This is a genomic window from Exiguobacterium sp. SH3S1, assembly GCF_004337105.1.
Classification (GTDB): Bacteria; Bacillota; Bacilli; order Exiguobacteriales; family Exiguobacteriaceae; genus Exiguobacterium; species Exiguobacterium aurantiacum_A.
In genome coordinates, this window is the sequence record NZ_SJUW01000011.1 from 17633 (window position 1) to 37036 (window position 19404).

Below are 19404 nucleotides of genomic sequence, written 5' to 3' on the forward strand. Positions count from 1 at the left end.
TTTTACTGTTCCCTTCGTTCGATACTACGGGCCAACGCCTCAATTCGTTCCCGTGAGATGCCTTCTCGCTGCTCTACGGCGAGTGGGTGGTCGGTCGGCTCTAATTCGATGAACGGCCGCATCCCGACCTCTCGGATATGGACATTCGTCTTCAAATTGATTGTATCCGGATAATCGGGCAAGTCTGTCGAGAACCAGCCGAACATCGGTTCAAGTCCGACACGAGCCGGGTCTTCCCACGCATCAAGCATCCGAAAGAAGTTATCAGCGCTGAGCGATACCCAGACGTTCCAAGTGAAGACGTCGTCCTCTCCGATAATCGGGAGTTCGAGGCAACCATTCACAAAGAAATGTTCCTCGTCTAGGACGCAGATGTCGTCGGTCAAAAAGACACGCCGCTTCATGTCTTTCTTTGAGAAATCCTCGATATAGGTCGGCATGAGTGAGCCATATCCGAGCGGTGTGTCAATCTGCGTCTGGCAGACCGAGCAGGCACACTGCGCGCTATGCTTGCGCTTCTGTTTGAAACGGTTCATCATTTTATGCGTTCTCCTTTAAAAAAACAAATACAATTGCGGTATGTGAAATAAAATCATTCTACTTCTTCGATGGCTTCTAGGACGGTCTCGGGATCATATTCCATCCCTTTCAAGTCACTAGGCCAGTCCAACCCGCGTAACAACCCGTCCTCTGACATATTCGGCAACCAGGCCGCAATAAATAAATCGAGCGGTAACTCAATCACATGATAGTTGTCCCATTCCTCTACTCTGCAAGAAAGTGCACGTTCACGAGTCGAAAAGAAAAGTAACACGTCTGTCTCCTCAATGACCGAGGGCGCATATGCCCAACCGTCATTCGCTTCTGCCGACAACCCGAACACCGTCTCGCTTTCATTGACACGTTCACAGAACGTCTCAATCACGTCCAACTCCAATCGCGTCACCTCGACGAACGCCTCGATTGAATCAGCCACTCGTTCGAGTTCATCCGTCTCGTGCCACCAGACATAAATCGTCTCGACGTCTGAAGTCAAAAAACCAAGTTCGTCCCCGCTCCCGTTCGCAGCGACCGTTATAAAGTGTTCAGGCAACCCGCGCTCGTCCCTGTTCGCACGGATGATATCGTCCCACGTTTTGTTGAAGAAGCGTTCGTCTTTAATCGGATAGAAGAACCGTTCCCCGACCTCGAATTTATTATCATGTCGCCACGCCTCCCGAAGTTCGTTCGGCAAACGACTCCCGAGCTCTTTTTCGACCGCTTCGATTGTCTCTAACGTAAATCCTGGAAGATTTGTTTCGATTCGCATTGCAATCCCTCATTTCGTCATTCAATAACATGAGTATACTTTTTTTGGCGAAAAGAGGGAATGCGTTTTTCGTGGTTTGCTTTGGTGTTTTAACGCTTCAAACACGAAGAAACGTTACATCCGTTCCGTTGATTTGAAGAAATCCGCCAGTACATCCGCGCAGGTCACCTGTCACCCGTCCGCATCGAATCGGCTTCTCCCGACGACCGAACGTCCAACGGTACAGTTCGCCGCCCGTCACGAAATAAGCTATCTCGTCGACAATCGTCATCGCCTCGCTATCACAGATTATCTTTGGTGTCCGATAGGCGACGATGCGTCCGTTACGGTCAATCTGTGTCAATTCGCGTTCGAGCGACGGGAAGAACCAGACACCTGATTCGGTCGTGACGAGGTGCTCACAGTCGACGATAATCGGGGCTTTACGCGTGTCGTGGTTATAGCGAAACAAGACGTACCCGCTTCTTGAGAAACAGACGAGCGCCTCGGTCGATATCCCCTCGCCAAAGATTCCCTCATCTCCATAGCCGACCCAAATACCCGACTCATCGACGACGATGGACGCGATAAACGTACCGGCGTGAAAACTTGTCTCGATGGAACCGTCCGCTCGAACGACCCAGGCGTTTGGTCGCAAGTTATCGCGTGTGAAGTCGACAAGCACAAATGTGGTTTCATCCATCACGCGAATGAACGGATCTGTCAATGCGAGTGCGAGTTTTATTTCTTCGCCTCGCCACGTCACGATGGCAGCGTCGTCTGCTTGATGCAGCGTGATGATTGTCCCGCCCCACAAGTCGGCATCAAGTAACCGGTTATGTGATCCGCTCATCGTCATCGCGTTTCACTCCTTTTTGTTTGGCTGACTTAAACCATTTTTTCAGCAACTGAATCCCAATCCATAAAATGACAATGATCCAGGCAGCCTCACAGGCACTCGTGAATAGGATGAAAACCAGTCGCCCGACGTCTTCAAGCTCACGAAAACCAAACTGTGGAATCTCCCAACTGATAAAAACTTGATAATAACCGACCAACCCAAAAACAAACGGAAACATCGACCAGAAAAACGGATTTATTCGCTTAGGCAAATGCAGCTCCACGTAATCCCCTCCAAATTAAAGTGATTCCCACTACATCCTCGAGCTGAACTTCCGTCTCTGAAACGGGTAACAACGTAATCAACTGTTCTTTCGTCATTTTTATTCCCCTTTCCAACTTCATCTATTTTATCGCAAGGATGATTCCGAATTATATACATAAAATGAGAGATCACATTGACACTGTTCATGCTTAGTGTAAAATTACACTTGTAACTAATTGTAAATAAAACACCTAGAAAAGGGTTAATGCTTTCAAGCAAAGAGGTGCTCGATGAACAAATCGGATTTCATCCAACTCGTATCAAAACAAGTAAAAACGGTTCGTCTGGAACGACAATATTCTCAAGAAGAGATGGCTGACATCTTAGGGTTATCCAAAAAGACGCTCATTCAAATTGAAAAAGAGCGGACCATCGCCAACTGGAGCACGATCGTCACATTGTGCTCCCTGTTTAATGATAGCGAGATTCTTTTGAGCGAAATCGGGGACGACCCAGTCGAGTTCGTCAGACTGATCGCCAAAGACGTCTCGTACGAACCGAAGTCAAAGACACTCGGTGGTCGTGTCTGGTGGAAGCAAACCGCAACAGAAGGAGATTATGTGTTGCAACAAAACCTGATCAGCGGCCATTACCGGATTTTAGATCGTCAAAACGTCCGCTGGCACAGCTCGTTCGACGTAGAAGAAGCCACACTCGTGTTGGCCAAACTAGCGCAAGACGTATGAAAGGAGTCAGATCGTGAAAACTAATAAAAGATGCATCGTGACGTTGTCAGTCGTTTATGTCATCGCGTTGATCGTGAATATTATCCCGTCGGCCACCTTCCCCGACGCAACAATTCGTCCCCTGCATGCCGCAGCCTCGGTCGCGCTCCTGTTCTGTCTACTAGGAACTTGTTTATTGCGAAATCAGGTTGCCAAGCTGTATATCACGGCACTCCTGTTCGCGAGTGTCACCGTTTTCACATTGAACAGCTTCGAGACGTATATGCGTGACATCCTTCTTTTGGACGCTTTATTTTCAATCCAATACCCGCTCTACATTCTATTCGTGTCCCCGTTGTTCGGCCTCAACTTCTTTTTGAACGTCGGAGCGGAATACGTCTCATTGATCACTTTCTTCATCGCGATTCTCTTACTCATCATCCACGAGGTCTCAATGACGGCTTCACGTGAACGGCTATGACAAGAGCGCAACTCATCGGATCTTCAAGCCTGCTGATTGCCATTCCCTACTTTCTACTCGCTCCGAACTGGACGCATGCTGGATTCGTCTGGATAGACGGTACAGTCATCTTGCTCGTCATTTCGACCATCGGCTTCAGTTTTCATATTCTAAGTATGGCTGAACCATACATTCGACTGAAGGCACTCAACCATCTACAGAAAGGGTATATCCTCATTTTTGCAAGGGGAAACGGTCAACCGCTCGTGTCGAGCGACTATCCGGTCGTGCAACTTGCAGATGCATTGTGATGCGCTCTTCGTCGTCCAAAACGGCATCTCCAGAGTCTACAATCAAGACCCGAGTCAAACGAGCGAGGCGAATCCACTTGGGTGAGAAGATTGGTACGCTAATCCACGACGGACTCACCGTCTCCTAGAAAAAATTATGTATAAAAACTGTCGGAGAACACACTCGCTTCATTCCGAAAAATCGTCTGTCCACTTCTGTTGTTCACTCTAAAACGAACTGTATAGTCTATACTTAATACTTCATGTAGAATTGGGGACAACACGAACTCAGAAAGAGGAATGATCATGAATCAATGGACTCAAGAATCAATTAAACTATTCGGGCTCATCTCTTGCCTCATCATCGGCACCATTCTATACGTGTCTCTACTCTTGATGAGTGACGTCGGAGTCATCGGATTAGTCATCTTACCAATCATCGTCATTGCCTCTCTCGCCTTTGGGATGCGGGCAGGATTGACGTTTTCTGTCGCCTTGCTGGCATTCTTGTTTGTCTACTTCTTGTGGTTCGCTCCTATCTATCAAGAAGGAGAAGTTCAGTTTTTCAACTGGAAAGGGCTTAGCTATACAGCTCTCCTCCTCACCATGTCTATCTTGTCCGGCCTCATTCATCAACTCGTGAAGAAGGTCCAGTTGTCACGACATGAGCTAGAAGAACGGGCCCGGCAACTGATCGCCGTCGATCCCGAGACGTGGCTCGACAACTCAGAACGGTTTCAGATGGACGTCAACTCAGAACGAGACCGTCTTATCCGCCATGGTGGTTCCTTCGCGGTCTCGTTTATCCAGCTGCACGAGTTCACGCATTTCGAGGAACGTTATGGACGGACCGAATATGAATGGTTTTTGAATTACTTCAGTGACGAACTCCACATGGCGACAAGACGTACCGATCAAAAATATCGGATCGCACACGATACGTTCGCTATCATTTTCCCGTATACATCACCTGAATCGGCACAAGTCGTCCATGATCGCATCCGTCCGCTGCTCGAACAATATGAACTGCAGAGCGGCGAACACGTTGGATTGACGTATGAGGACACGTTTTATGAAGTGAGTCGAGAAAATTGCAATGCGGTCGTCGAGCAAATCCTCTCTAAAGCATCAGCAACTAGCTAGATGGAGAAGACGTGATTGACGGACGTCGCCCATATAGTGTATCAAGCGTTCGTCATGGGTACATCGAGCAAAAAAACATACGAAGACGTCGTCCACGACTTATCCGCAAACGTTGATTGCGCTCAAAGAAGGGAGGTGCGTCGGGACCGTGTCGTTGTTTGAGCAAGATTGCGCGACTCGGCCCGCCTACACTCCTTGGCTCGCTTCGTTATACACTGATCCGACATACCGAGGACAAGGCATTGCTGAAAAGTTGATTGAGTCATTACTTGCCCTTGCAATCGAGTTCGGTCATTCAACCGTCTATTTACGTACAGACAATGCGACCGACTATTACTTGGCGCGTGGATGGCTGCATGTCGAAACAACCGAATCAGGACTCGACATCTGTAAAAGGGATATTTTGAATCAATCGCTCGAGTAAAGGACGTCTCCTTCTGCCGAACGCAACTCATAGTCAACTCCAGTCGACTGTACTTTCGTCAACGTGACCGTACAATCAAACAGCGTGCCCGGCCCGTACGCGACGTCCGGCGTTGCTCGAAAATCGTACGATGCTTCTTCAAACCAGAGCGTCACCCCGCCCTGTTTCGATTGATTGTCGACGACGTAGCAACTTCCGCTCTCCGTCTCATAGCGGCCGAGGGCGCGATCGTATGTATCTGGGACTACCAACAGCAAGATCAACCCCATCAATAGGAGCGACCCGACAGTCGCCAGTAACTTTACGAACCGTCGCCCGTTGCGCCATTGAACGAAATACGCACTCGCCGATAAAGCGAGTAATAGCGCCAAACACCAAAAAACAATCAACTCTAACAACATGATCACCTCTTCTTTTTGTACGTGTCAGAACAGACAAACGTTTCATGAATTCATTTCATTTCCAAGGAGACTTCGATGACCCACTTTCTCAAGTTACAAGTTATCTCGACGCTATCGGCACTCACCCTGCTGTTGAACATCCAACTCCTCGCCAACAGCGGACGGCTCTATTTGTTGATCGGTGACGCTTATGTACCCGTCGTCGCCGTGATCGGACTCGCCTTACTCGTCTCGTTCGCGCGCGTCCTTATCAGGCGCCTCCTGTTGCTTCCCATTTCACGTTGGAACCTCTTCTTCTACGTCCTATGGCTCCCTTATTTGGCGCTGTTCACATACGGCTGGACGCGTATCATCCCTCCGCCTAGCGAAGCAGCCTGGCCGACACCGGTCGTCGGTCTATTGATAATCGCCCTCACGCTCACGTTCCCACTCTATATATTCATCGTCCATATGTGGGCCCGCTCCAAACAACCAACGACCTAAAAAACGTGTGCGACCGATTCCGGTTGCACACGTTTTTTACGAGAGTTCCTGGCGTCGCTTCTGCCACGCCACGAGCAAGATACTGATGATGACGAGCAAGAACCACGACGACAACTTGCCGAGGTCGACGAGTGCCCAGCCGCTCAACTGATTCGGATACGCCCAACCGTTATAGAACGTGACGATATTCTCGGCGAACCAGACGAAGCAGGCGATCAAAAAGAAAGCGACGACGACCGGCATCGTGAAACGGCGGTCGTCAAGCCGATACGTGACGATGGCCCGACCGAACGTGAGAAAGACGAGTCCGATCAACACCCAACGTAGATCGAGCCAGATGTGGTGCCAAAAGAAGTTGAAGTAGATGGCAATGCCGAGCCCGAAAGCGATCAGCGGTGGGGGCATCTTCAAAAACTCGAGGTCGAGCCGGCGCCACGACTGGACGACGTAACTGCCGACGCTCGCATACATGAAGCCGGCGTAAAGTGGGACGCCAAAAAGTTTCGTCAGCGCCTCGTCGGGATAGCTCCACGACCCCATCTGTACTTTGAACAGTTCGAGGCCGAGACCGATGACGTGGAACCAACTGATGACTTTCAGTTCTTCCATCGTCTCGAGCCCTGTCTTGACGAGCACGACTTGGACGAGCAGGCACCAAATGAGCAGCACGTCATAACGTGGCAGCGGAAAGTCGAGCCATTTCGTCAGCGCGAGCGCGCCGAAGATCGCAACCGGGAAGATGCAACTGAGCGCCTGTTCGTAACCGAAGATGAACAAATAACGTAGCCGTCGCATGATGTCACCTACAATTCGATGTATTCATAGAGGAATGACGACTCGCCGTCAAAGAAACGCGGATCGTATAGACCGAGACGTTCATCCTCTTCGACGACGACAACGAACGGGGACCACTGTTTGAGCGTGATCGCTTCTTTATTCTCATCAAACAGCGGCGTCAAGTCGGCATCGTCCGCGCTCGTCAGCTCGTATTCGAGCTCAGGTGTCTGGTAGATCGAGTCACTGAAGATCGAGACGGTCTCGTCCGTTTTCGTGACGACTGTGAACTGGGTCGGGATGAACGAGGCCGATAGTGCCACTTCTTCATGCTCGGCGGCGTACGTCTGATACAAGTACGCACCCTGCGCACTTTGAATCAAGACGTGGACAAGGATGGCTGCCCAAGCGTAGCGGTACACCGTATGCCGGACGTCCGCCCGACGCGCGACGAGCCAAGCGACGAGGAAAATCCCCCAATAGACGAAGTCGACAATCGGGATGACGCCGAACGTGACCCGGACGTCGGACAACGGTTCGAAATAACCGGTCCCCCAGGCGTTGAACAAATCGGCCGTATTGTGGATGAACACAGATAAGAGTGCCCACCAGAAATAGCGGATATCAGTCACGTTGAACAGCACGCGGACGAGTATGTAAATCAGTAACGCGAACAGCGGCACGAGGAAAATCGAGTGGGTGATGCCGCGATGCCACATCTGATACATCCCTTCCGTATCCCACAGCCGCGATATGACGTCACTGTCCGGAATCTGACTCCCGACGAGTGTTGTCACGAACAGCGCCCGCTTTTCATTTTTTTGTAGTTCACGCTTGTCGGCCGCCCCGTAGAGCGTCAAACCGAACAACGTATGTGTGATCGTATCCATGCAACACCTTCTTTCTGTTTTGAAAAGACATCCCCCTCATCGCGAGGCGGATGTCTGTCCATACTTTATTTCTCTTGGTCCATTTTCATGGCGCGTCTTGCGACGACGGCGACAAAAATGACAGCGACAATCGGAATGATCAAAGGCATCCAATTCAACATCCGCCTGTCCCCCTTCTACAAGTGTCGCAAGCAGTATATCACAGTTTCAAATCAATCGTTTTAGTGGATGCTCGCCTTGGCGTAACGGCCTGCCATCGACTCAATCGTTTCACGCATATGGTCGCGCAGCGTGATCGGTTCGAGCACCTCGACTTGCGTGCCGAGCGACAGGAGCCAGAAGACGAAACCGTCTGATACGGCCGCGTCGAAGCGGATGAGGAAGCGTTCCTCTTCACGTGTGATCGATACGTCTTCCCCGAGCTTGTCGAAGATGACCGGGAGCACCCGCTCATCGACGGCAAGAATGATCTCCTCATCGAGCCCGTTATACATGTTAAACGATTTTTGGAAGTAATCGTCCGCCAGATGATGCTTCAGGCGCGGCGTGTCGTCCTCGACGATTTCCGAATTGACGATGCGATCGACACGATAGTTGCGAATCTCCCCGATCGATTCGTCGATGCCGATCAAATAGTACTGCTCATGGTTCCAGTGTAGGTCGATCGGATTGACGACGTAGCGCTCGCCGTCACGGCGGAGCGGGAACGTGCGTTTCGTGACGTCAAAGCCGACGACGTCCGTGTATTGGAACGAGATCGCCTTCTGTTCTTGGATCGCCCGTTGGATGCGGTCGATATGGTACGGAATCTGTCCATGCTTTTTCTTCGGTGTCTTGATGATCGACTGGAGCGTCTCCGCTTCCGGGATGCTCGTCAGCTTCTGGAGCTTCTCGACGATACTTTCCGTCACATCTTCCGAGATGAACTTGGCCGCGACGATCGCATCGACCATCATGCGAAGCTCGTGAATTTCAAACAGACGGGCCGAATGCCAGTATTTTTTGGCGAGACCGTTCTTTTCAAGCTCATCCTGCACCTCGAACCCCGAATCGGTCAATGCTTGAATGTCGTCTTTCACCGATTTTTTTGCTAACTTAGAAGTATCTCCAATTGTCGATAAATATTCGAGCAAGTCTTCTAACGTCTTTGGATGATTGTCATCTGTGTGGCGTTCGAAAAACCGTCTCACCTCGAGTAACCGTTCTCGGTTGTTCACGGTTTAATCCCCTTTCAGTTCTCTATATGTATGATGTATAAACAGACATTATCATGTAATTTCCATGAAATAAAGTTATTTTCCATTACAATTCATTTAAGGAGGCGCACGCCGCTGTGAAACACTATGCCCATGTCAACGGCACGAAAATCGAATATATGGACCGCGGTCATGGTCCGGTCGTCATCTTGATTCATGGGACCCAATCGTCGAGTCTAGAACCGTACCATGTGGACCGTCTCGTCTTGTCCGGCTTCCGGGTCATTGTCCCATCACGGCCTGGATACGGTGAGACTCCGTACTCATTTTCGGCCACGCCGCAACAGTTCGCAGGACACTTACGGCGCTTGATGGAAGTCATGGCCATCGACCGCTATCACATCTACGGCATCTCGGCAGGTGGGCCAACGGCGATTGAGCTCGCTTCTAACAATGAGCGGACGGCGAGTTTGACGCTCGCTGCCGCCGTGACGAGCGTAGTCGACTTCCCGTACCGTGATTACGTCAGCCGAAACGTCGCCCAGCCCGCGTTCATCATGGCGCAATATGCGATGAAGTACTTCGTCTTTAAAGCGCTTCAAAAGCAACCGTTCGAGGCGACGGCGCGGATGATCGAATCGACGAGTCTGCTCGCGCTTGACGTCATCCGGGACGAAGTGACGCCGTACGATATCTTCTTATTGAAGCGGGTCGCGAGCCAGATGGCGTTCGGGCTCGGTGCCCAGTTCGATCTTAGGCAACGTGTCCCCGCCGAGGCGTTACGCGGGGTGACGTGTCCGACGTACATCGTCCATTCGAAGAACGACAAGGCCGTCCCGGTCCGGCATGCGTTCTACGCGAAGCGGCTTATCCCGCACGCCCAAATTATCATTTTGAACAGCCCCGGCCACTTGATTTGGATCGGCCGCCACGCCCGGAAGAGCGAACAGCAGATCGAGCGCTTTATCCGCTTCAACTCGTGAGACACCTGAGGTCAGGTGTCTTTTTTCAATCCGTCTCAAGCAGTTCAATCAACTCGTCCGTCACGTCAGCCGGGACGAGGTAAACCGTGTTCGTATCGTTTACGTTCATCAGGCTAGTCGGTTTACCAGATTCCCCAATCCAGACGTAATAGCGGTCTGTCTTATCACTCGTATATCGAACTTCCACATCATATTCGGGTGTCGCCATATTCACGATTCCTGGTTGTTCGTCAGCGTTTCGAATCATGTCCGCAAACACTTTGACGTCTTCGAGTCTGTCGTACGTGACGACGGCCCGCTCCTGGAACCGACCAAAGTCGACCGATTCAGCGATACGGACTTGCGCGATGTCTTCCGCAACCAGTTCGCTCGTTTCGCACCCTCCCATCAAGCCGACGGTCAAGGCCGCCAAACCTGTCATCCATTTATCCCGACGTTTCATCTAGTCTCACCTCCGCATGTTGTCTTGTATCTATACGAGAGACGCGTGTGATTGGTTTCATGGGGCAAAAAAAACCTTCTTATATACCGCTTCAGTCGTCAATCCCGAGCGTACGAATCAGCCGGTCCGTGACGTCCGCCGGCACTTTGTATACGAGATGCGTTTGCGAGACGTTCATCAGTACACTCGGTGACCCGACTCGACCGAGCCAAAGATAATAGCGTTCCACGTCATCGCCCTTGTAACGGATTTCGAGATCAAAATCCGGTTCATTGTGAATCGTTTCGCCCGTAAACTCATCAGCATTTCGAAGCATGTCCGCGAACACTTTAATGTCACTTAATCGATTCAACTCGATTAAAAATTGTTCACTGAATCGCGTCCTCCCTGAGGACTCAGCGATTTTCACCTGATCCATCTCTTCAGCGTCAATCGCCTTGAGTCGTTCTCTGCCATATCCATATGGCAACGTGATCCGCCTTACTTCTTTCATAAAATCAAACAGTCGGTCCACAATTACATCACTCCCAAGTTTATGATTATCCTTTCATACGCAAAAAGTGAGCGCTTGGTTTCACTTGCATTTCGGAATTATAATCTTCGTTTCTTCATGCTTCGTTCTAAAAAGATTGGCAACATGTTCAATCCAATCGAGATGCTCGTCAGTACCCACCAAGCTCGCCCCATGCCAGGTACGACATCCGCCAACGCACTCCAATCCTCCGCTTCGACCCAGACAGATAAATAGCTATAATCCGCGCACACCGTCAACGCGGTCAGCGACAAGGCAATCGCCATCGGCAGCTTGTAGTCTCTCCCGACACTGAACGTATACAAGTTGAACAGCGTCGCCGCAATCGCAAGTAATCCAAATATGATCCACATTGTCCTATCGTCTCCTATTGTTTGATATGTAAGTTATTACCTATTCCCAGAATAACACACGCAAGGAATGAAACAGTCGGATTTATAGGACAACAAAAAAGCCGGGCCGAAGCCCAGCTCTTCCTTATTGATACGTCCAACCTGTCAGACTTGCGACCGCACCCACGTAGCGCAACTGCTTCTCGAGCTCGCTCGGGAACACGCGGAGCGTGGCGACGGCCTCGCCGTCATTGAGGAAGCATTCGACACTCGACGAGTCGACGAACACATGAAGTGATTCGACGGCGATCGTTTTCGTCCGTGTCGTTCCGAACTCGGTCGCGAACGGCTCACCGGCGTTCGTCCGGTCGATCGTCAATTCATGCGTCGCTGCATCATAACGGATGACGAGTGACTCATTCCCGACTTGAAGCAGGTCGAGCGTGAAGTCAGATCCGTCCGTTTTCAGCTCGAGCTCGTAACGGTCCGGTGTCGAAGTTTCAATCACCGTACCGGATGCGTTGACGAATTCGTCTTGGCGCAGCTTCGTCATCGCTTGCACCGGACGCTGTTTGAGCGCCCCGTCCTCGAGCGAGAGTTCACGCGGTAACGTCAAGGCGTGGGCCCAGCCGTAGCGGTCCGTCGGGTAGTCAATCTCCGGCAAACCCATCCAACCGACAAGTACACGGCGGCCTTCATGTTCGGTCGTCTGTGGTGCGTAGAAGTCGAACCCGAAATCGAGCTCTTCGAACGCGCCGTGTGTGAACGTCAACGTCTCGACGTCGAGTTTGCCGATCAAGAATCCAGACTGATAGATGTTGTGATAACGGTGGCCTTCCGGCTCGATGCCTTGTGGCGAGAAGACGAGGACGTGTTGACCGTTCAGTTCGAACACGTCGGGGCATTCCCACATGTAGCCGAACGGGTCGAGACCCGTTTTGACTTCGCCGAGGAACGTCCAGTCGTTCAAATCAGCTGAACGATACAAGACGACACATCCCGTCTCGTTATCACGCTGCGCTCCGACGATGGCGTAATAGACATCGTTCTCGAGCCACACTTTCGGGTCACGGAAATGTTCCGTGTACCCGGCCGGTACGTCCGGGATGGCGACGTTCCGGCGTTCGATCTTGCCGTCTCGTAGCACGCCGATGATTTGCGAGGCGTGACGCGTCCAGTCGTCCGTCCGGTGGTTGCCGGTGTACATGACGTGGAGTTCACCGTCCTTCACGAAGCCGCTGCCCGAATAGGCACCGTGTGAGTCTTCGGTCGTCTCCGGGACTAACGCCACCCCGCGGTCCGTCCACGTGACGAGATCGGGTGATGTGACATGATACCAATGCTTCAGACCGTGTACCGGTCCGAGCGGGAACCACTGATAAAACATGTGATACTCCCCGTTGTAATACGTGAATCCGTTCGGATCGTTCAGGAGTCCTGTCGGCGGTTGGATATGGTATCCGAACCGCCACGGGGAAGCGGCCGTCTTCGTGCGGAGCGTCTCCATCTCGAGGGCACTCACGTCACGTAACGAGCGGTAACGCTCTGCCTTCGTCCAACTCATACAATCACTTCCTTTTTCTTAAGCTGCTTGTTTGACTGCTTCTTTTTTCGCTTGGCGTTTCGCAAGGACGAACGTCAATCCGAATGCGACCGCGAACGAAATTGCCATGCCGATAATATACGACACGATCGATGCCGGTGCGATCGAGATGATCCCTGGAAGACCTGCCGCGCCGAGGGCGACGGCGAGGACTTCACGACCGACGATGAACGCCGAGGCGATCCCAGAACCGATGATGGCGGCGATGAACGGATAGCGCAGTTTCAAGTTGACCCCGAACATGGCCGGCTCGGTGATACCGAGTAGTGCCGAGATACCTGATGCCGAAGCGACACCTTTCATCTTCTTATCGCGTGTCAAGAAGAAGACGGCAAGCGTAGCCGCGCCTTGAGCGACGTTTGACATGGCCGCGATCGGGAAGATGAACGAACCACCTGTGCGCGCGATATCGGCGAGAAGTTGCGTCTCGATGGCGATGAAACTGTGGTGCATCCCTGTGATGACGATCGGGGCGTACAAGAGACCCATGACGAGACCACCGAAGAAGCCCAGCGAGTCATACGTCCAAACGAGCGAATCGATGATCAAGTTACCTGCTTCACGCGTGATCGGTCCGACGAATGCGAACGTGACGAACGCTGTGATGAGGAGTGTAAGCAGCGGTGTGAGCAAGATGTCGAGTGATACCGGCATAAATTTGCGGATGTTGATCTCAAGTTTCGATAAGATATAAGCCGAGACGAGGACTGGTAACACTTGTCCTTGGTAACCGAGCTTCTCGATCTCAAAGCCGAGAATGTTCCAAACCGGGATGTCACCGACCGTCGCTTGTGCGTAGGCGTTGACGAGATCCGGGTGGACCATGATCATCCCGAGCGCGGCGCCGAGATATGGGTTGCCCCCGAACCGCTTGGCGGCGGAGAACCCGATCAGGACGGGTAAGAAGACGAAGGCGGCGTTGGCGAACGTGTTGATCATCGCGGCGAGATCGGCGATACCAGGGTACTGGTCGATCAGCGAGCTGCCGTCGAAGAACAAATCAGGTGCCGTGAGCAAGTTGTTGATCCCCATCAAGAGACCGCCGGCGACGATGGCCGGGATGATCGGTACGAAAATATCAGATAGCATCTTGACGAACTGTTGGAGCGGGTTCATCTTCTTCGCCCCGGCCGACTTGACGTCGGTCGTCGACATGTCCCCGAGACCTGTCAATTCGGCGAATTCGGCGTACACTTTGTTGACCGTACCTTGGCCGATGATGACCTGATACTGGCCGCCTGTCGAGAACGTTCCTTTGACGACGTCAAGTGCGTCGAGTTTTTTCTCATCGACTTTCGACTCGTCGTTTAGGACGAGGCGGAGCCGGGTCGCACAGTGGGCCGCGGCGGCGACGTTATCTTTTCCGCCGACCGCCTCTAAAATCGCTTCTGCTTCTTGTCTGTAGTTCATTCTGATTTCCCTCCTAGCGCTTCAAGCACACGTTGTTGTGATGGTATGGCCGGAATCGCGCCGTAAGCGGTGCATGTAAGCGCGCCGGTCACGTTCGCATATTCGATATCCTTTAGTAAACGAGCGTCATCGACCCCGAGTGTCGCTAAGCGATACAAGTAGGCACCGACGAAGGCGTCACCCGCTCCCGTCGAATCGACGCTGTCAATCTTCACCGACGAAATCACGTTGTTGCCGTCTTTCGTGGCGATCAATGTCCCGCGCGAGCCGAGCGTGATGGCGATCCGTGTCGCACCTGTTTCGAGAAGTGACGCGACCGCTTGATTTAAATCGTCATGCCCGGTCAAAAGTTGCGCTTCCTCTTCGCTCAACTTCACAAAATCGGCTTCTGCGATAAAGTGGAGCGAGTCTTGTTTAAACGCGTCGATATCTGTGACGAGCGCGTCCCGGTAGTTCGGGTCGAACGAGACGAACAAGCCGTCACGCTTGGCGAACTGTAACAGTTTGAAGTAAGCATTCTTCAACTCACCGTCTAGCAGTGCCGTCGCTGAACCGAAATGGACGATGTCGCCTGGCTTGAAAGCGGTCAAGTCGATCGCTTCGAACGCATAGTCGCCGTCACTCCCACGACGGAACGTGAAGTCGCGCTCCCCGTCCGCTTGGATCGAGACGAAAGCGAACGTCGTGTCACCCTGTTCGACTAGATTCTCGACGCCGACGCCGTTGTCGACGAGCGTCTGTTTTAAAAATTGTCCGAACGGGTCGGCTCCGACCTGCCCGAGAAAACTTGAGCGTCCCCCATGTTTACTGACGACGGCGGCCACGTTCGCCGGTGCGCCGCCTGCTTTCTTCACAAACGTCGTCCCGTTGACGAGATCGCTCGACGCGTCTTCACAAACCCAATCAATCAATAGTTCACCAATGCAATGTACGGTGTTCATTCGTCCACCTCCATGTTTGAATGTATTGCTTCGTATCGTTTATCGAACCGGTTCCATAAACAAATAAAAAATGTTACGGAACCGGTTCCGCAACACAAATGTAAACGATTTAATTCAACATGTCAACGCTTTCTCGCAATTTTAATTCAAAAGTTGTGAACGTTTTCATCGGGGTGGCTTCACCTGTCAGCAATTGGATGATCATGTCAGCCGCACGAGACCCGGTCCGCCGATATGGAAGGTGGACCGTCGTCAGCGATGGATGCAATACTTCTGTGAAATCGTACCCACCGAAACCGCTGACCGAGATGTCGTCCGGCACTCGTTTGCCGCCGTTCGCTAACCCTTTCAAGACACCTAGCGCGATGTTGTCGGTCGCACAAACGACGAGCGTCGCGTCCGTCACGTCGGTCGCGAGCTGCTCACCGATCGGGATGGCGTCGTCGATTCTGAACGTCGTCGTCATCGAACGGACGATGGCGCCAGCTTCATTGAACGCTCTCAAAAATCCGTCACGACGGGCTTGTCCGACGGCGATGTCGTCCTCTGCTACCCCGACATAGATGATGTCCCGGTGCCCCCACTCCATGAACTGTCGTCCGAGCGCATACGCCGCCTCATAGTCCGGATAGACGAGGCTGTGCACGTCATCGTGCTGTTGACCGATCAACAGGACCGGGATTTGAATCGCTGCGATCGCCTGTAGATGCGCTGGTGTCACCGTCGTCCCGAGCCAAATGATGCCGGCCACTTTTTGTTTGGCCAAGTTATACAGTTGCTCGATCTCACGCTCGGTCTGTTGGGCAGTGTTGACGACGAGCATCTGATAGCCGTACTCGGTCAAGCGTTCGTCAATCCCCATCATCGTCCTTGAAGCCGCGTACGAATCGAGCCGTGGGACGATGACGCCGATCATTTTCGTCTGCTTCGACTTCAAACTTTGGGCGAACTGGTTCGGTTCATATTTCGTCTCACGGATGACCCGCTCGATTTTTTCGCGGGTAGCCTTCCCGACCGATCCACCGTTCAAATAGCGGGAAACGGTACTTTTGGCGACCCCGGCGAGTTTGGCAATATCGTTGATCGTCACTTGTTTCATCTCAAAACCTCCATACGAAAAAACTGACGCGCTAGACGCCGTCAGTTCAGTGGTTCATCACGTATCGTTTTTTAAAGTTTAAATAATAAAGTCCGTTGCGTTTCTCGAAGCCGTTCTTTTCAAGGACGCGACGCATCGCATCTTTATGTGGACTCGTCGGCGGAATGCCGGCGCGGACGGTATGCCCGTCTTTTAAATCGGATTGCTCAAGCGCGAGGCGCAATCCTTCTGTTGCATAGCCTTTATCTTTATACGGGTCAAACACCATCAAATCGAGTTGATAGACGCGAGCAAGCTTGAGAAGCAGTACTTTACCGACGATTTGTCCGTCTTGAACAAGGTCGAAGTAAAAGTCCTCCCCATAACTATGCTCATCGGCCGTGTATACATGCTCGGCCCCCATCTCGACGAAAATACCTTTTAATTCTTCGGCTGAGATGCCGTAAGAGCTTTGACCATATTTCTGAAAATGTTCATATTCGATCTCATCGATCTGGCGAATAGGTTGACGCACGATTTTCATCCCGTGCCCTCCTTAACAGTTATTCCAACGTCTTTCCAAACTCATTATATACGAAGCGCGTCACGAAGCGCAAAAGATAACCTAAATCAGACCGGTTCGATATGAATGTGGACCGAATCGACGGCGTGGTGTTTATCGAGTTCCCGTTCGATATCGTCACAAAGCGTGTGGGCCTCGTCGACGGTCAAGGCACCGTCAACGGCGATCGTCACGTCGAGCATGACGTGGTTACCGAGATGCCGGCCTTTGATCTCCCGTACCTCTTTGACCGTATCGAAATGTTGAATCGTCTCTTCATAAGACTCGACGAGATCGGGCGGGAACCCGTCAGACAGTTGATGCGTCGCATCGAGAAAGATTTGGATGGCGGTGCGGATGATGAGTCCGGCGATGACGACCGCGAGCATTGTATCCATCCACGGCAGCTTAAAGTAAGCGAACAAGACGCCGAGCGTCGCACCGATCGAGATCAAGGCGTCGGCCAAATTGTCTTTCGCGGCCGCTTTCAGCGCGAGTGATTTGGTCTGTTTCGCCAAGTTCAAATTGTAGCGATGGACACCGTACATGACGATCGCACTAAAGAACGCGACGACGGCGGCGAGCGGGTTCGGCTCGACGTAGACACCGGCGAGCAGATTGGCGATGCTGTTCAATAACACGAACACCCCGACCGCGACCATGATGAGCGAAGCGACGAGCGCGGCAATCGTCTCCATCTTCGCATGCCCATACTTATGTTCAGCATCCCGCGGCGTTGCCGCCACACGAATCCCGATATAGACGGCAATTGATGCGATGACGTCGGTCGTATTGTTGAAACCGTCGGCGAGCACGGCTTCCGAATTGTAAATATAGCCGAAGACGACTTTGAGGACAGATAAAATCAAATAAGTCGTGATTGATAAAATGGCTCCTTTGAGCGCTTTTGGTGGATGATTTGTCGAATGCATCCGCCCACCTCCTTTTTAGCTAAGTTAGTATACCAGTTGTTCTTCGTGTGGGCATAGAGAAACAGTGTTTCCCGAAGTCAAAATAAATGGAATATATTCCCGGTAGTTTCGTCTTCCGAAAATTATGGTAAAGTAAACAAGAAGAGACCCTTGTGGTTAAACCGTAAAAGAGGTGAAACATATGTTCACAGAACGTGATGGTATCAAACTTCGTTTGGAACAAATTGACAGATTGTTATCCGATTTGAATCGTGAAGCGAAACAATTGATGGTACGCTTACGCGAACTTGATGCGAGTGGCGAGAGCCCACAAGAAGCGTCACTTAAGCCGGAAGATCGTGATACGCTCAAAACGTCGATCGATGAGACGCTCGAAGCGCTCCAAACCCGCTCGAAACGCCCGATCAACCCGAACGATGAGAAAAAGAAAGAACTCGCCTCGAACAAGGCGCTCATCGATGAGTTGTCAGATCTACTCAGTAAGAAAAAATGAGACGCCACCGCGTCTCATTTTTTAAGTAAGGAGATTAAATGATGTATATCGTCACAACTTGTCTACGACCGACTGAAACAATCATTCACAAAGCAAACGAGCACTCATTGCTACACGATGTGCCGTTCGTCTCGCGGCGAAAGCATTCAATCGAGACGTTGATGAGCCGGCACGGTGCCGCCGTCCTCGTTTTCGATAAGCGCCGCGTTGAGTATACGCCGCTCGGCGCCAAAGAGCCGTTCTTCTTCCATCCATCAAGCTCGGTCTTCCGTGTCAAGCAACTGCTTCGTGACGGCAACGACCCACTGATCGATGCGGCCGACCTTCAACTCGGAGACCGCGTGCTCGATTGTACACTCGGACTCGGTTCCGACAGTATCGTCATGAGCCACGCCGTCGGCCCGAGCGGTCGCGCCGTCGGCCTCGAGAGCGAATTCATCACAGCGACACTCGTCAAAGAAGGCATGTCGGTCTGGGAAGAGAAAGAGAACGCTTTGAATGAAGCGATGCGACGCATCGAGGTCGTCTGGACCGACGCCCTCACTTATTTGAAAAATTGTGTGGATGACGAATTTGAAGTCGTCTATTTCGACCCGATGTTCGAAAAAACGATCTCAGAATCAGTTCATCTGAACCCGTTACGAGCGTTGGCAAACGAAGCGCAGTTGTCAGATGAACTGATTTCAGAAGCCAAACGCGTTGCGAAAAACAGAATTGTCCTAAAAGCACATTATGAGAGCCCGGCTTTCGAAAAGTATGGATTTAAGCGACTTTCACGCAAAACTTCGAAGTTCCATTATGGATATATCGAAAAAGAGACTCGTTCGGATTAGGTAATTTGACTTAATCGGGACGAAAGTCTCTTTTTTCTTATTTTTCATAATTATTATTTTCTGAATATTGACATTAATCAGACA

At 51.6% G+C, this 19404-nt stretch carries 26 protein-coding genes; 9 read left to right on the top strand and 17 right to left on the bottom strand.

The features are described from left to right. Nucleotides 1–2: 2 nt before the first annotated feature. From EVJ26_RS11670 to EVJ26_RS11685, 4 genes are all read right to left on the bottom strand, one after another. Nucleotides 3–539 carry a DUF2199 domain-containing protein gene (locus tag EVJ26_RS11670; protein ID WP_131470535.1) on the bottom strand — a complete coding sequence of 179 codons (537 nt, stop codon included), beginning with the start codon at nucleotides 537–539 and terminating at the stop codon, nucleotides 3–5. Between the two features lie 53 nt (nucleotides 540–592). Further along, a complete protein-coding gene (locus EVJ26_RS11675) occupies nucleotides 593–1309 on the bottom strand; it encodes a DUF2750 domain-containing protein (RefSeq protein WP_131470537.1) in 717 nt (238 codons plus the stop codon). Between the two features lie 97 nt (nucleotides 1310–1406). Then, nucleotides 1407–2147, bottom strand: coding sequence for a hypothetical protein (locus tag EVJ26_RS11680; protein ID WP_131468102.1), 741 nt, complete (start codon nucleotides 2145–2147; stop codon nucleotides 1407–1409). After that, nucleotides 2125–2412, bottom strand: coding sequence for a hypothetical protein (locus tag EVJ26_RS11685; RefSeq protein ID WP_131470539.1), 288 nt, complete (start codon nucleotides 2410–2412; stop codon nucleotides 2125–2127). Before EVJ26_RS11685 ends, EVJ26_RS11680 begins: the two co-directional genes overlap by 23 nt. A 271-nt stretch (nucleotides 2413–2683) precedes the next feature. Here EVJ26_RS11685 and EVJ26_RS11690 point away from each other — a divergent pair, with 271 nt between their 5' ends. The 5 genes from EVJ26_RS11690 (at nucleotide 2684) to EVJ26_RS11710 (ending at nucleotide 5435) form a co-directional block, all read left to right on the top strand. Next, a complete protein-coding gene (locus tag EVJ26_RS11690) occupies nucleotides 2684–3139 on the top strand; it encodes a helix-turn-helix transcriptional regulator (RefSeq protein WP_131457670.1) in 456 nt (151 codons plus the stop codon). A gap of 13 nt (nucleotides 3140–3152) precedes the next feature. Continuing rightward, nucleotides 3153–3599, top strand: coding sequence for a hypothetical protein (locus EVJ26_RS11695; protein WP_131457669.1), 447 nt, complete (start codon nucleotides 3153–3155; stop codon nucleotides 3597–3599). Beyond that, on the top strand, nucleotides 3596–3889 hold the full coding sequence (locus tag EVJ26_RS11700) for a hypothetical protein (RefSeq protein ID WP_131470541.1): 294 nt from the start codon (nucleotides 3596–3598) through the stop codon (nucleotides 3887–3889). Before EVJ26_RS11695 ends, EVJ26_RS11700 begins: the two co-directional genes overlap by 4 nt. Nucleotides 3890–4174: 285 nt before the next feature. Beyond that, complete coding sequence (locus tag EVJ26_RS11705; RefSeq protein WP_161566965.1) at nucleotides 4175–5011, top strand: GGDEF domain-containing protein; 837 nt, start codon at nucleotides 4175–4177, stop codon at nucleotides 5009–5011. A 148-nt stretch (nucleotides 5012–5159) separates the two neighbouring features. Further along, nucleotides 5160–5435, top strand: a complete 276-nt coding sequence (locus tag EVJ26_RS11710; protein ID WP_236635566.1) for a GNAT family N-acetyltransferase — start codon at nucleotides 5160–5162, stop codon at nucleotides 5433–5435. On the opposite strand, the gene EVJ26_RS11715 is transcribed toward EVJ26_RS11710, so the two are convergent. Further along, entirely contained in the window at nucleotides 5420–5836 is a 417-nt protein-coding gene (locus tag EVJ26_RS11715) for a hypothetical protein (protein ID WP_131470544.1), read from the bottom strand. The genes EVJ26_RS11710 and EVJ26_RS11715 overlap by 16 nt on opposite strands. 75 nt (nucleotides 5837–5911) lie before the next feature. Here EVJ26_RS11715 and EVJ26_RS11720 point away from each other — a divergent pair, with 75 nt between their 5' ends. Beyond that, a complete protein-coding gene (locus EVJ26_RS11720; RefSeq protein ID WP_131470546.1) occupies nucleotides 5912–6319 on the top strand; it encodes a hypothetical protein in 408 nt (135 codons plus the stop codon). A 36-nt stretch (nucleotides 6320–6355) separates the two neighbouring features. Here the strand turns inward: EVJ26_RS11720 and EVJ26_RS11725 are convergent, their stop codons facing one another. From EVJ26_RS11725 to EVJ26_RS11735, 3 genes are all read right to left on the bottom strand, one after another. Then, nucleotides 6356–7114 (bottom strand): DUF817 domain-containing protein, encoded by a 759-nt coding sequence (locus EVJ26_RS11725; RefSeq protein WP_131470548.1) that lies wholly within the window; start codon nucleotides 7112–7114, stop codon nucleotides 6356–6358. A gap of 8 nt (nucleotides 7115–7122) precedes the next feature. Beyond that, nucleotides 7123–7983, bottom strand: a complete 861-nt coding sequence (locus tag EVJ26_RS11730) for a metal-dependent hydrolase (RefSeq protein ID WP_131470551.1) — start codon at nucleotides 7981–7983, stop codon at nucleotides 7123–7125. 221 nt (nucleotides 7984–8204) lie between these two features. Next, on the bottom strand, nucleotides 8205–9200 hold the full coding sequence (locus tag EVJ26_RS11735) for a helix-turn-helix transcriptional regulator (RefSeq protein ID WP_131457660.1): 996 nt from the start codon (nucleotides 9198–9200) through the stop codon (nucleotides 8205–8207). Nucleotides 9201–9316: 116 nt separating this feature from the next. On the opposite strand from EVJ26_RS11735, the gene EVJ26_RS11740 reads away from it, so the two are divergent. Continuing rightward, the gene (locus EVJ26_RS11740) at nucleotides 9317–10162 is read left to right on the top strand and encodes an alpha/beta fold hydrolase (RefSeq protein ID WP_131457659.1); all 846 of its coding nucleotides are present in this window, start codon (nucleotides 9317–9319) and stop codon (nucleotides 10160–10162) included. A 25-nt stretch (nucleotides 10163–10187) separates the two neighbouring features. On the opposite strand, the gene EVJ26_RS11745 is transcribed toward EVJ26_RS11740, so the two are convergent. The 9 genes from EVJ26_RS11745 to EVJ26_RS11785 form a co-directional block, all read right to left on the bottom strand. After that, a complete protein-coding gene (locus EVJ26_RS11745; protein WP_236635567.1) occupies nucleotides 10188–10604 on the bottom strand; it encodes a YhfM domain-containing protein in 417 nt (138 codons plus the stop codon). 91 nt (nucleotides 10605–10695) lie between these two features. Then, entirely contained in the window at nucleotides 10696–11118 is a 423-nt protein-coding gene (locus EVJ26_RS11750; RefSeq protein ID WP_131457658.1) for a YhfM domain-containing protein, read from the bottom strand. A 77-nt stretch (nucleotides 11119–11195) separates the two neighbouring features. Continuing rightward, complete coding sequence (locus tag EVJ26_RS11755) at nucleotides 11196–11489, bottom strand: hypothetical protein (protein ID WP_131457657.1); 294 nt, start codon at nucleotides 11487–11489, stop codon at nucleotides 11196–11198. 124 nt (nucleotides 11490–11613) lie between these two features. Then, the gene (locus EVJ26_RS11760) at nucleotides 11614–13032 is read right to left on the bottom strand and encodes a glycoside hydrolase family 32 protein (RefSeq protein WP_131470553.1); all 1419 of its coding nucleotides are present in this window, start codon (nucleotides 13030–13032) and stop codon (nucleotides 11614–11616) included. An 18-nt stretch (nucleotides 13033–13050) separates the two neighbouring features. Further along, nucleotides 13051–14481 carry a sucrose-specific PTS transporter subunit IIBC gene (locus EVJ26_RS11765; RefSeq protein WP_070327302.1) on the bottom strand — a complete coding sequence of 477 codons (1431 nt, stop codon included), beginning with the start codon at nucleotides 14479–14481 and terminating at the stop codon, nucleotides 13051–13053. Next, the gene (locus tag EVJ26_RS11770) at nucleotides 14478–15422 is read right to left on the bottom strand and encodes a carbohydrate kinase family protein (RefSeq protein ID WP_131470555.1); all 945 of its coding nucleotides are present in this window, start codon (nucleotides 15420–15422) and stop codon (nucleotides 14478–14480) included. The genes EVJ26_RS11765 and EVJ26_RS11770 overlap by 4 nt, the downstream gene beginning before the upstream one ends. 109 nt (nucleotides 15423–15531) lie before the next feature. Beyond that, nucleotides 15532–16521 carry a LacI family DNA-binding transcriptional regulator gene (locus tag EVJ26_RS11775; RefSeq protein ID WP_131470557.1) on the bottom strand — a complete coding sequence of 330 codons (990 nt, stop codon included), beginning with the start codon at nucleotides 16519–16521 and terminating at the stop codon, nucleotides 15532–15534. 46 nt (nucleotides 16522–16567) lie between these two features. Continuing rightward, nucleotides 16568–17044, bottom strand: a complete 477-nt coding sequence (locus EVJ26_RS11780) for a GNAT family N-acetyltransferase (protein ID WP_070327305.1) — start codon at nucleotides 17042–17044, stop codon at nucleotides 16568–16570. Between the two features lie 86 nt (nucleotides 17045–17130). Then, on the bottom strand, nucleotides 17131–17994 hold the full coding sequence (locus tag EVJ26_RS11785) for a cation diffusion facilitator family transporter (protein WP_131470559.1): 864 nt from the start codon (nucleotides 17992–17994) through the stop codon (nucleotides 17131–17133). A 181-nt stretch (nucleotides 17995–18175) separates the two neighbouring features. Between EVJ26_RS11785 and EVJ26_RS11790 the strand changes: the two genes are divergently transcribed. Beyond that, a complete protein-coding gene (locus EVJ26_RS11790) occupies nucleotides 18176–18487 on the top strand; it encodes a hypothetical protein (protein ID WP_070327307.1) in 312 nt (103 codons plus the stop codon). A 41-nt stretch (nucleotides 18488–18528) separates the two neighbouring features. After that, nucleotides 18529–19320, top strand: coding sequence for a class I SAM-dependent methyltransferase (locus tag EVJ26_RS11795; protein WP_236635568.1), 792 nt, complete (start codon nucleotides 18529–18531; stop codon nucleotides 19318–19320). The last annotated feature ends 84 nt before the right edge of the window (nucleotides 19321–19404 follow it).

Excerpts from the sequence above, each read along its gene's own strand:
- EVJ26_RS11725 (WP_131470548.1), bottom strand. The coding sequence starts at position 7,114 with ATGCGACGGCTACGTTATTTGTTCATCTTCGGTTACGAACAGGCGCTC.
- EVJ26_RS11730 (WP_131470551.1), bottom strand. The coding sequence starts at position 7,983 with ATGGATACGATCACACATACGTTGTTCGGTTTGACGCTCTACGGGGCG.
- EVJ26_RS11765 (WP_070327302.1), bottom strand. The coding sequence starts at position 14,481 with ATGAACTACAGACAAGAAGCAGAAGCGATTTTAGAGGCGGTCGGCGGA.
- EVJ26_RS11700 (WP_131470541.1), top strand. The coding sequence starts at position 3,596 with ATGACAAGAGCGCAACTCATCGGATCTTCAAGCCTGCTGATTGCCATT.
- EVJ26_RS11755 (WP_131457657.1), bottom strand. The coding sequence starts at position 11,489 with ATGTGGATCATATTTGGATTACTTGCGATTGCGGCGACGCTGTTCAAC.
- EVJ26_RS11795 (WP_236635568.1), top strand. The coding sequence starts at position 18,529 with ATGTATATCGTCACAACTTGTCTACGACCGACTGAAACAATCATTCAC.
- EVJ26_RS11745 (WP_236635567.1), bottom strand. The coding sequence starts at position 10,604 with ATGAAACGTCGGGATAAATGGATGACAGGTTTGGCGGCCTTGACCGTC.
- EVJ26_RS11790 (WP_070327307.1), top strand. The coding sequence starts at position 18,176 with ATGTTCACAGAACGTGATGGTATCAAACTTCGTTTGGAACAAATTGAC.
- EVJ26_RS11680 (WP_131468102.1), bottom strand. The coding sequence starts at position 2,147 with ATGACGATGAGCGGATCACATAACCGGTTACTTGATGCCGACTTGTGG.
- EVJ26_RS11775 (WP_131470557.1), bottom strand. The coding sequence starts at position 16,521 with ATGAAACAAGTGACGATCAACGATATTGCCAAACTCGCCGGGGTCGCC.
- EVJ26_RS11780 (WP_070327305.1), bottom strand. The coding sequence starts at position 17,044 with ATGAAAATCGTGCGTCAACCTATTCGCCAGATCGATGAGATCGAATAT.
- EVJ26_RS11715 (WP_131470544.1), bottom strand. The coding sequence starts at position 5,836 with ATGTTGTTAGAGTTGATTGTTTTTTGGTGTTTGGCGCTATTACTCGCT.
- EVJ26_RS11770 (WP_131470555.1), bottom strand. The coding sequence starts at position 15,422 with ATGAACACCGTACATTGCATTGGTGAACTATTGATTGATTGGGTTTGT.
- EVJ26_RS11785 (WP_131470559.1), bottom strand. The coding sequence starts at position 17,994 with ATGCATTCGACAAATCATCCACCAAAAGCGCTCAAAGGAGCCATTTTA.
- EVJ26_RS11705 (WP_161566965.1), top strand. The coding sequence starts at position 4,175 with ATGAATCAATGGACTCAAGAATCAATTAAACTATTCGGGCTCATCTCT.
- EVJ26_RS11670 (WP_131470535.1), bottom strand. The coding sequence starts at position 539 with ATGATGAACCGTTTCAAACAGAAGCGCAAGCATAGCGCGCAGTGTGCC.
- EVJ26_RS11720 (WP_131470546.1), top strand. The coding sequence starts at position 5,912 with ATGACCCACTTTCTCAAGTTACAAGTTATCTCGACGCTATCGGCACTC.
- EVJ26_RS11760 (WP_131470553.1), bottom strand. The coding sequence starts at position 13,032 with ATGAGTTGGACGAAGGCAGAGCGTTACCGCTCGTTACGTGACGTGAGT.
- EVJ26_RS11690 (WP_131457670.1), top strand. The coding sequence starts at position 2,684 with ATGAACAAATCGGATTTCATCCAACTCGTATCAAAACAAGTAAAAACG.
- EVJ26_RS11675 (WP_131470537.1), bottom strand. The coding sequence starts at position 1,309 with ATGCGAATCGAAACAAATCTTCCAGGATTTACGTTAGAGACAATCGAA.